At 74.7% G+C, this 9,319-nt stretch carries 9 protein-coding genes; 2 read left to right on the plus strand and 7 right to left on the minus strand.

What is annotated here, in order from left to right:
* Nucleotides 1–57: 57 nt before the first annotated feature.
* Both ABZ385_RS17875 and ABZ385_RS17880 read right to left on the minus strand, forming a co-directional pair.
* Nucleotides 58–720 (minus strand): SurA N-terminal domain-containing protein, encoded by a 663-nt coding sequence (locus tag ABZ385_RS17875; protein WP_358586840.1) that lies wholly within the window; start codon nucleotides 718–720, stop codon nucleotides 58–60.
* A gap of 286 nt (nucleotides 721–1,006) precedes the next feature.
* Entirely contained in the window at nucleotides 1,007–1,801 is a 795-nt protein-coding gene (locus tag ABZ385_RS17880) for an MBL fold metallo-hydrolase (RefSeq protein WP_358912088.1), read from the minus strand.
* 81 nt (nucleotides 1,802–1,882) lie between these two features.
* Between ABZ385_RS17880 and ABZ385_RS17885 the strand changes: the two genes are divergently transcribed.
* Entirely contained in the window at nucleotides 1,883–2,485 is a 603-nt protein-coding gene (locus ABZ385_RS17885) for an ABATE domain-containing protein (RefSeq protein ID WP_358912090.1), read from the plus strand.
* A gap of 29 nt (nucleotides 2,486–2,514) precedes the next feature.
* Here the strand turns inward: ABZ385_RS17885 and ABZ385_RS17890 are convergent, their stop codons facing one another.
* The 3 genes from ABZ385_RS17890 to ABZ385_RS17900 all read right to left on the minus strand — a co-directional run bounded on the left by ABZ385_RS17890 (nucleotide 2,515) and on the right by ABZ385_RS17900 (nucleotide 6,781).
* Nucleotides 2,515–4,038, minus strand: a complete 1,524-nt coding sequence (locus ABZ385_RS17890; RefSeq protein ID WP_358586858.1) for a serine/threonine-protein kinase — start codon at nucleotides 4,036–4,038, stop codon at nucleotides 2,515–2,517.
* A gap of 32 nt (nucleotides 4,039–4,070) precedes the next feature.
* Nucleotides 4,071–4,598: a hypothetical protein gene (locus ABZ385_RS17895; RefSeq protein WP_358586842.1), complete on the minus strand. Its 528-nt coding sequence runs from the start codon at nucleotides 4,596–4,598 to the stop codon at nucleotides 4,071–4,073.
* Nucleotides 4,599–4,726: 128 nt separating this feature from the next.
* Entirely contained in the window at nucleotides 4,727–6,781 is a 2,055-nt protein-coding gene (locus ABZ385_RS17900; protein WP_358912092.1) for an N-6 DNA methylase, read from the minus strand.
* A 195-nt stretch (nucleotides 6,782–6,976) separates the two neighbouring features.
* On the opposite strand from ABZ385_RS17900, the gene ABZ385_RS17905 reads away from it, so the two are divergent.
* Nucleotides 6,977–7,714 carry a hypothetical protein gene (locus ABZ385_RS17905; RefSeq protein WP_358586859.1) on the plus strand — a complete coding sequence of 246 codons (738 nt, stop codon included), beginning with the start codon at nucleotides 6,977–6,979 and terminating at the stop codon, nucleotides 7,712–7,714.
* Between the two features lie 45 nt (nucleotides 7,715–7,759).
* On the opposite strand, the gene ABZ385_RS17910 is transcribed toward ABZ385_RS17905, so the two are convergent.
* A complete protein-coding gene (locus ABZ385_RS17910; protein WP_358912104.1) occupies nucleotides 7,760–8,449 on the minus strand; it encodes an HNH endonuclease family protein in 690 nt (229 codons plus the stop codon).
* A gap of 29 nt (nucleotides 8,450–8,478) precedes the next feature.
* Nucleotides 8,479–9,180, minus strand: coding sequence for an MOSC N-terminal beta barrel domain-containing protein (locus tag ABZ385_RS17915; protein WP_358699702.1), 702 nt, complete (start codon nucleotides 9,178–9,180; stop codon nucleotides 8,479–8,481).
* Nucleotides 9,181–9,319 lie beyond the last annotated feature (139 nt).

Raw genomic sequence — 9,319 nt, forward strand, 5'->3', positions numbered from 1 at the left:
ACGAACGTAACCCTCGGGCGTCCGGCGGGCACAACCCGGTCGACGGCCGGCCGGCGGCTACGCCTCGCGGTCCCCGGCGGGCGCCCCGGACCCGGTGACCTGGCGCACCCACGGTGTCCTGGCGTCCGCGCGCCTGTTCTTGTCGACGTCCCACGTGCCGTACCGGGGGTTGAGGTCGATGTCGAGCTTCTTGGAGGCCTGGGTCAGGGCCTTCCAGAAGAGGGCCTGACCCTTCGGGGAGTTCATGTCGGCGCCGAGGCTCTTGGCGAGCTTCTGGGCCTCGATCTCCGTGCGGAGGTTGTCGTCGAGGCGGGCGGGGGCGACGCCGTACTGCTGGAGCCACCCCTGCTCCAGGGCCTTCCTGCCGCCCGCCTGCTTCTCCAGGTCCGCCCGCATGGTCTGGATGTCGCGGCGCGTGACCCGGACCCCGGCGTCGGTGGCGGCGCGGTGCAGGACCTTGTCGAGGACCATCGTGTTCAGCGTGTCGCGGGTGAAGCCGCCGGACTTGGCGATGGTCTGCGCGTACTGCGCGTCGTCCGGGGTGGCGGCCCGCTGCGCGTCGCGCACCTCGTTCACCCGGCTCTCCAGCTGCGCGACCGTGATGCGGTGACCGCCGACGACGGCCGCGGCGCCGGGGTGCGCCTCGCTGCCGCAGGCGGTGAGGAGGGGGGTCGCGGCGAGCGCGGCGGTGGCGAGGACGAGCGCGGTGCGGCGGTGCAAGGTGGGCCTCCCGGTGGAGATTGTGCGGCGGTGCACAAAGTCTTGCGGTGATCGATGGTAGGCAGTGACCGTCTTCTCGGCCAGCTATTCGACAGCTATTCGCCCAACGATTTCCCGGGCTCCGAGGCACCCTTCGGCCGCAGTTGTCATCACGCGGCGCCCTGCTCCGTCGGTTCGCGGTCCACTTGGCGCGCCGGGAGGGTCCACACCGCGCCCGACGAGGCCGCGGTCCGGGTCGGTCGTGGTGGTGCGGGCCTCCGGCGGTACGGGCCCCGCGCGGGTGGGGTCAGCCGCGGACGCCGAAGTCGACGCGGTCGGCGAGACCGGCGGCGGCGAAGGCGGTGGCCAGTTCGTCGCGGCCCTCGGTGAAGTGGGCCCAGCTGTCGTAGTGGACGGGGACCACGCGGCCGGCGTCGAGGAGCTTCGCGGCCCGGGCGGCCTGGGCGCTGTCCAGGACGATCACCTCGCCGCCGAAGAGGCCGGGGAAGCGGGGCGCGCCGGCGAAGAGCAGGGCCGTGTCCACCGGGGCGAAGCGCTCGGCGATGTCCTCGACCGCGTCGAGGGAGGCGTTGTCGCCGCTGACGTAGACGGTGGGCAGGCCCTCGCCGGTCAGCACGAAACCGACGACCTCGCCGGCGATCGGCTCGACGTCCTCGCGTGCGCCGGGGCCGTGGATGGCGGGCACGCCGGTCACGGTGACCGTGCCGGGCCCGCCGTCCCGGCGCTCCAGCTCGATCGACTGCCAGTCGGCGAGGCCGGTGGCCCGCGCCCCGAGACGCTCCCCGCCGCCGGGGGTGGTGAGGGTCAGCGGGACGTCGGCGAGCAGGGCCCGGCCGGAGGTGTCGAGGTTGTCGGCGTGCTCGTCGTGCGAGAGCAGGACCACGTCGACGCGGCCGAGGTCGGCCGGGCTGCCGTCGGGCCCCGCCGTCTTGGTCAGCGTGACGGCCGGTGCCGGGTGCTCGCCGGGGCCGTCGAAGGTCGGGTCGGCGAGAAAGCGCAGGCCGCCGTAGTCGAAGAGGGCGGTCGGGCCGCCGAAGACGCGGACGGGGAACGGGGCGCGCTGCGGGGTCGGGGAAGACACGAGAGGATTCCTCACGGATAGATGGCGTGTTAACCGTGAGATGACTGTAGGCACGCCTCACGGATGAACGCAACCCGTACCATGAGAAGCGTGGAAGAAAGCGTGCGGGAAGAAGCCGCCCTCCCGGCGGCACCGGGCGAGGCGGAACACCCCGCCCTGGCCCTGGCCAACAGCGCCGTCGCCCTGCCCGGCGGGCACACGGCCGACCTCCTGGGCAGCCCGGCGCGGGCCGAGCGGTGGCTGGCGCGGCGCGGCCTCGCCCCGGCCGACGCCGGCCTGGCGGACATGTGCGCGTCGCAGCTGCGCTCCCTGCGCGAACAGGTCAGGTCACTCCTGGCCGCCCGCGTCGCCGGCCTGCCCGCCCTGCCTGCCGCCGTCACGGCGATCAACGACGCGATGACGCGCGTCCCCACCGCGTCCTTGCTGCTGTGGGACGAGAGGACCGGCCCCCGCCGGGCCGCCCCCCACCCCACCACCGCGATCGTCGAACACGCCCTGGCCGCCCTCGCCACCGACGCGGCCGACCTGCTCACCGGCCCCGAGGCCGCCCGGCTGACCGCCTGCGCCTCCCCGCCCTGCAACCGCTTCCTGCTCAAGCACGGCCGCCGCCAGTGGTGCTCCACCCGCTGCGGCGACCGCGCCCGCGCCGCCCGCGCCTACGCCCGCCGCACCGCGACGGACTGACGACGCCACGGCTCGGTTCGCGTCACGCCTTAGCCGCGCACCTGTCCGAGCCACTGGAGGGTGCGGCGGATCTCCGCCGGGAAGGGGTGGGCCGGGCCGTGCAGCAGCTCCGCGTCGTGCAGCAGCCGGGCCAGCGTGTCGTGGGCGGCGGCCCGGTCGCCGAGCGCCAGCAGCAGCTGGCCCATGCGGCGGCGGATCTCCAGGGACTGGCGCCGGTCGTCCGTCGCGTACTGGTTCTCGTAGTAGGGGAGCAGCGCGCGGTACTCGGCGAGGGCCGCGGCCGGTTCGCCCAGCTGCTCCAGGCACTGCGCGGCCTCGTAGCGGAACTGGAGCGAGTGCGGGTCGGCGTGGCCCGACTCGGCGGCCCGCTCGTCGGCCAGGCGCCGCAGCTCGGGCAGGGCGCGGCGGTACTGGCCGTCGTCCATGAGCGTGGCGGCGTACTGCTTGCGCAGTGTGCGTACGACGGGTGAGTGCTCGCCGTGTTCGGCGGCCGCGGCCGGCAGGATCGCGCCGAGGATGTCGACGGCCTGGGTGATGTGGCCCTGGCCGAGGAGCCGCTTGACGTCCTCGACGGCCCGGACGACGTCCTGGCGCGGCGGCGCGCCGGGCGGCCGCGGCGGTATGCCGGGGGTGGGCGCGGGCGTCGCGGCACGGTCCGGCCAGGGCGCGTGCGGGCGCAGGAAGGGCCGGGTGGGGTCGAGGGGGCGGCCCGAGGGAGTGCCGCGGGCGGGCAGCAGCGGCACCAGTTCCTCGTAGACCTGCTGGGCGCTGCCGGGCCGGTGCTGGGGGTCCTTGGCGAGCAGCCGCAGGACCAGGGCCTCCAGTGCCTCGGGCACCTCGGGGCGCAGCCGGCGCACGGGCAGCGGCGGCTCGTAGAGGTGGCGGTGCAGCACGCCGAGGGCGGTGGAGCCGGCGAACGGCACCTCACCGCTGAGGAGTTCGTGCATGAGGACGCCGAGCGCGTAGAGGTCGGTGTACGGGCCGACGGCGCCGCCCATCGCCTGCTCGGGCGCCATGTACGCGGGGCTGCCGATCGGTGAGCCGGTGTGGGTGAGGCGGGTGGTGTCGGTGTCCATGACGGAGGCGATGCCGAGGTCCAGGACGCTGATCGTGCCGTCCTGTTTGACCATCACGTTCCGCGGCTTGAGGTCCCGGTGCACGATCGGCACCGCGTGCACGGCGGACAGCACGGCGCACAGCTGCGCGGCGACGGCGACCGTCCACTGCCAGGGGTAGGGGTCGTGTTCGGCGAGGTGGTCGCCGAGGTCCGCGCCGTCGACGTACTGCATGACGAGGAAGAGCGCCCCGTCCTCGGAGGGTTCGCTGCCCGCGTCGTGCACGGTGACGAGGCCGGGGTGGTCGACCTGCGCGGTGACGCGGCACTCGCGCACGAAGCGGCGGCGCAGCTCCTCGGCCTCGGCGCCCGCGACCCGGTCGGGGCGCAGCAGCTTCACGGCGACCCGGCGGTCCAGGCGCTGGTCGTAGGCCGTCCAGACCTGGCCCATGCCGCCCTGGCCGATGAGCGTGGAGAGTTCGTAGCGTCCCGCGACCACGCGGCCGCCGGGCCCTGTCCCCTGCGTCACGGTCAGTGGCCGCCCTGCTGCTTGCGCAGGTAGTCGCTGAGCTCGTCCAGCTCGGCGCGGACCTGGTGGATGCGGACGGGCGCGGGGGGCACGGTCGGGGGCGGGGTGTCCTGGAGGGGCGGTGCCTGCGGGTAGCCGTACGCGGGCTGGGCCAAGGGCGGCGCGTAGCCGGTGAAGGCCGGCTGCCGGAGGCGGCCGAAGTGGCGTATCTCCGCGAAGAGGTAGTAGGCGACGGCGGCCATCAGCGTGCAGAGCAGGACGATCATGCCCGCGTTGCCCGGACCCTGGAACTCGTCCTCGCCGGGGTCCACGCCGATCAGCACGAGCGCGGTGACGTCGAGTGCCGTCGCGAGGGCGAAGACGCCCCAGTCGTGCGCCTTGCGGGTCACGATCGCGAGCCGCAGCAGCGGCGCCCACGCGAGCAGGCCGCAGGTCATGACGGCGAGCACGACGAACATCACGCGCAGCGTCAACTGCGAACCCCCCGCCGGGGGCGGTGGCTGCTGCGGCGCGTAGCCGTGGCCGTGCATGGCTGCTCCTGGTGACTGACCGAAGGACGAACGAACGCGGATCGAGCGTATAGGCCGACTCCGGGAAGCGGTCCCGGGTGGTACCGAACCGTTGCCGTACTGCTCACGCGGACGGGGCGGGCGGGGCCTCACTCCGGTGGCAGCGCGTCCTCCGTCAGGCCGTCGTGCATGCCGCGCACCAGCCGCTCCCCGAGCCGGCCCACCAGGCGCAGCGCGTCCTCGAAGGCGGCCAGTTCGCGGAACCGCTCGCTGTACGCGCGCTGCCCGGCGAGCGGCAGCCGGGGCAGCTGGAGGCGGCGCACGTCGAGCCGGGCGGCGGTGGAGGCGTAGCTGCTGGCGCGGCGGTGGCCCGCGGTGCCGCGCAGGAAGCCCGCGAGGAACCACGGGTCGAGGGCGGCCGGGTCGGGGCGCAGCAGGGTGAGGCCGCGGCCGAGCGCCGCGCCCGCGGTGGCCTCGTCGACGACGAGGGCCGCGGCGCCGCCGCCGAAGACGGGGACCACGACGTCGCCGGGCTCTGTGCGCACGACCGTGTCGTCCGGCGTGCCGTCGAGGGCGGCCCCGGAGGGCGCGCCGCCGGTCAGGACGTCGTGGTCGGTGAGCACGGGCGTGCCGGCGCTTCCCGCGCCGGTGCCGGTGTGCAGGGTGAGGGCTCCCGCGCGGGCCAGTTCGCCGACGGTGGTCACCGGGGGGTGCGGGGTGCCCGCGGGCTCCTTCGGCGCGAGGGGCGGGGTGAGGTCGGCGGCGCGGCGCAGGGCCTCGCCGAGGCTCTCCCGCACGCTCGCCAGCTCCGGGGCGTCGCCGCCGGTGGTGGCGGGCGGCAGCCGGCGGGCGGGGGCCAGGTCGACCTCGTCGTCGAGGAGTTCGAGCACCGGCACCGAGCGGGCGAGGCCGGGCCGCTCCTCGGCGGTGCCGTGCCGGTCGAAGTGGTGCCAGGCGTCGAGCACGGCGTCCCGCACGGCGGACCAGGGCTGTCTGTCGCGGCCGTCGGCGGCGAGGACCCCGGCGGCCTCCACGAGCAGCAGCTCGGGCGCGGGCCGCGTGGCGGGGCCGGGTCTGCGCAGCACCCAGATGTGCAGGGGGAGGTTGTACGGGGGGGCCGCGCCGGCGGGCAGCGCGATGACCGCGCGCAGGGCGCCGCGGCGCAGCAGGTCGGCGCGGATGCGGCGGCCCGAGCGGCGGGAGGCGACGGCGGGCGGCATCAGCAGGACGGCGGTGCCGCCGTCGACGAGGCGGGCCAAGGCGTGCTGGACCCAGGCCAGTTCGGACTCGGCGCGGGCCGGGAAGCCGTACTCCCAGCGGGCGTCGTAGGCCAGTTCGTCGTGGCCCCAGTTGCGGTCGTTGAACGGGGGGTGGCAGAGCACGGCGTCGGCCCTGCGGTCGTCGTAGGCGTCGGCGCGCAGGGTGTCGGCGGCCATGGTGCGCACGCTCGCATCGGAGTGCAGGGCGAGGCGCAGGGCGGTGAGGGCGGCGAGTTCGGGCGCGCTGTCCTGCCCGTACAGGTGCCGGCCGGGGCGCTGGGGCACGGCGCGCAGCAGGGCGCCGGTGCCGCAGGCGGGGTCGAGGACGGTGGGGGCGGGGCCGGCGAGTTCGGCCATGAGGGCGGCGGGGCCCGGGGGCGTGAGGGTGTACTGGCGGGGGTTGGCGTCGGTCTGCCGGCCCAGCAGGAACTCGTAGGTCTGCTGGGCGCCCAGTTCGGCGGCGAGTTCGGCGACGGCGCGCAACAGCGGTGCGGAGGGCAGGAGTTCGGTCGGGCCGGGGACGCGGACCGCCCGTTCGCGGCGGGTCCCCAGGCGCGCGGTGACGACGTCTTCGAGTTCGCCGGGCAGCAGCCGCGCCAGCCGTTCGTCGGACACGGCGGCGAGGGCGAGCCAGGCGGGCGGTCTGTCGCGGATCAGGAGCAGGGCGCAGCCGGTGTGCAGGAGCGCGGTGACGGGCCCGGCGGGGTGTCCGGCGAGTTGCTGCCAGACGCGTTCGCGCAGGGGGACCTGGACGAGCTTGCCCTGGGCGCGCAGCCACCGCTCGACGTCGGCGAGGGCGAAGGAGGGGCTGGTCTCCGTGCCGCCGACGGGTTTGGGGAAGTCCCCGTGCCGACGGCGCCAGTTGCTGACGGCGGCGCGGCCCACCCCGGCCAGCCGGGCGATCCCGGCGGCGGTCACCTCGGTCGCGTCGTCCCGCGGCTTCATCCAGCAGCTCCCCTCGTCGCGCGGGGTCAGTCGCGCGCCGTCGAGCATACCCAGCCGATCACCGGCACGGACGGTTTCACGGCTGTTAACCACTGGCCCCCACGACACCGTGTTGACTCTGTTCACACGAATCTGTTGTGATGTCTCCATCAACCGACTTCCCCGGGGGGAACTCCCATGCGTCACCACCCGCGTCTGCGCCGTACCGCGATCGCCGCCGTCTGCCTCGCCACCGCCGCCACGGCGGGCCTCACGGCCTGCGGCAGCGAGAACGACAAGGCCGACGCCCCGAAGGGCCCCTTCGCCGGGCTGTCCGGCGGCGAGATCGCCGACAAGGCCGTCAAGGCGACCTCGGGCGCCACGTCCCTGCGGATCAAGGGCGACGTCCCGGACGGCGAGGCCGGCCTGATCTCGCTGGACATGGCCATGGACACCAAGGGCAAGTGCGCGGGCACCATGGGCATGAACAAGGAGGGCACGGTCGAACTGATCGTCCCGGGCAAGACCGTGTACATGAAGTACGACGAGAAGTTCCTCCGCGCGCAGAGCAAGGGGGAGCCCAAGGCCGACGTGCAGGCCTCGGTGGACATGCTCGCGGACCACTGGGTGAAGACGAAGGCGACCAGCGACGACGCGAAGGAGATCGCCGCGTTCTGCGACCTCGACGTCGTCCTCGCCGACTTCAAGGACGTCAGCTCCGACGCCCGCAGGGGCGGGACGACCAAGGTCGACGGCACCCCCGCCATCAAGCTCACGGAGACCGACGGCAAGGAGAAGTACACCCTCTACGTCGCCACCGAGGGCAAGCCCTACCTGCTGCGGATCGACACGCACAAGGGCGGCAAGGTCGACACCCTGCAGTTCACCGACTACGACAAGCCGGTGAAGGCGACCCCGCCCACCGGTGACGTCCTCGACCTCGACAAGCTGTAAGGCCCATGCCGTAGGGCCCGCGGCCCGTCACCGGCGGTGTCGCCGTCAGCGGGCGTGGAAGCGGTTCGGGGCCGTCGTCGGGGCCGGACCGGTCGGCAGCTTCTTGTCGGGGCAGGTGGACAGCACCTTCTTCATCGCGTCCCGCTCGGCCGCCGTCACCCACACCCCGTACTTCTTCTTCACCCCGACCTGGCCGGCCACGTACGTGCAGCGGTAGGCCTTGTTCGGCGGCAGCCAGGTCGCCGTGTCGCCGTCGCCCTTGCCGCGGTTGGGGCCCGCGTCGACGGCGAGGAGGTTCAGCGGGTCGTTGGCGAAGGCGATGCGCTTGCTCGGCTCCCAGCGGGCCGCGCCCTTCTGCCAGGCGTCCGACAGCGCCACCAGATGGTCGATGTCGACCTGGCTTCGACCGCGCCGGAACGTCACCTCCCGGCCGGTGTAGGGGTCCGGTGCGAGCTTGCCGGCGGCGACCTGGCAGTCCTTCCCCCGGTACACGACGTCCTTCAGGTCCCGCTTGAGTATGTCGTCCCGGGTCGGGCAGCCGTTGGAGTCCGTGTCGGCCCACGCGCTGCCGAACCGGCTCCGGTCGTACCCGGTCTTCGGCGCCCGGCCCTTGACGGTGAGCGTGTCGACGGCGGCCAGCGCGGAGCCCGCCCCGGCGTCCGGCCCCGCGGCGCCCCCGCCGCCCTCCCCGACGCCGGACCCGCAGCCGGTGAGCAGCGCGGGGACGGCGGCCAGCGCGAGCAGCGCGGAGGTCGTACGGCGGTTCACCGGGCGGCCACCTTCGCGCCGAGGGCGAGTGGGGCGGGGGTGAGGACCTCGGCGTACACGCCCGCGCACATGCCGCGGGCCTCGGCGAGGGTCTTCAGGACGCGTTCGTCGGCGGGCAGTCCGTGCTGGGCCTGGGTGACCATGACGCAGCGCTTGACGCGTGCGTCCACGCGCAGCCGCAGCGGCTCCCCCGAGCCGTCGCCGAGGGTGATCTCGCCGCCCACCCAGCTCTCCTCGATCCAGGGTTCGTCCGTCTCGACCACGATGTTCTTGCGCAACCGCCGTGCGTCGAGGGGGTCGGCGTCCCCGAGCAGGTCGCCGATCGCGCGCAGCGAGGCGGTGCCGACGAGGGAGACCCCGGCGGCGTCCTGGTGGCCGGCCTCGCCCTCGCGCACCAGCTCGACGCCCTCGCCGAAGAGTTCGGGGACCCGGGGGTCGCCGGGGCGCAGCGTCGTGCCGTCCGGGGCCGTGACGACGGGGGCGCCGTCGGCGTCGTACACCGCGCGGTACTTCATGAGGTCCGCGACGCGGCGGAAGCGCCGGCTGTTCTTGCCGCTGCCCAGTTTGCCGTCCGCGAACCGAAGGGCCCACAGCCGGTCGCCGACGACGCCGCGCGCGTCGAGGTCGAGGCGCTCGTGGTCCTCCCCCAGCATCGACTTCACCGGAAAACGGGCCAGACCGACAACCGTGAGCGACACGGCGCTCTCCCTCCCCTGGGCTGACTAACCGGCCCCCACCGTAGCGGCGGGCCCCCCCCGGGGGGGGGGCCCGGGCCCCCCCCCCCCCCCCCCCCCCCCCCCCCCCCACACCCAAAAAAAACAAAAACACCACCCCAAC

Origin of the sequence: Streptomyces sp. NPDC005898, from assembly GCF_040629635.1 — a bacterium.
Classification (GTDB): domain Bacteria; phylum Actinomycetota; class Actinomycetes; order Streptomycetales; family Streptomycetaceae; genus Streptomyces.

Coding starts and splice junctions, on each gene's coding strand:
- ABZ385_RS17885 (WP_358912090.1), top strand. CDS start 1,883: ATGAGAAGCGTGGAAGAAAGCGTGCGGGAAGAAGCCGCCCTCCCGGCG.
- ABZ385_RS17895 (WP_358586842.1), bottom strand. CDS start 4,598: ATGCACGGCCACGGCTACGCGCCGCAGCAGCCACCGCCCCCGGCGGGG.
- ABZ385_RS17900 (WP_358912092.1), bottom strand. CDS start 6,781: ATGAAGCCGCGGGACGACGCGACCGAGGTGACCGCCGCCGGGATCGCC.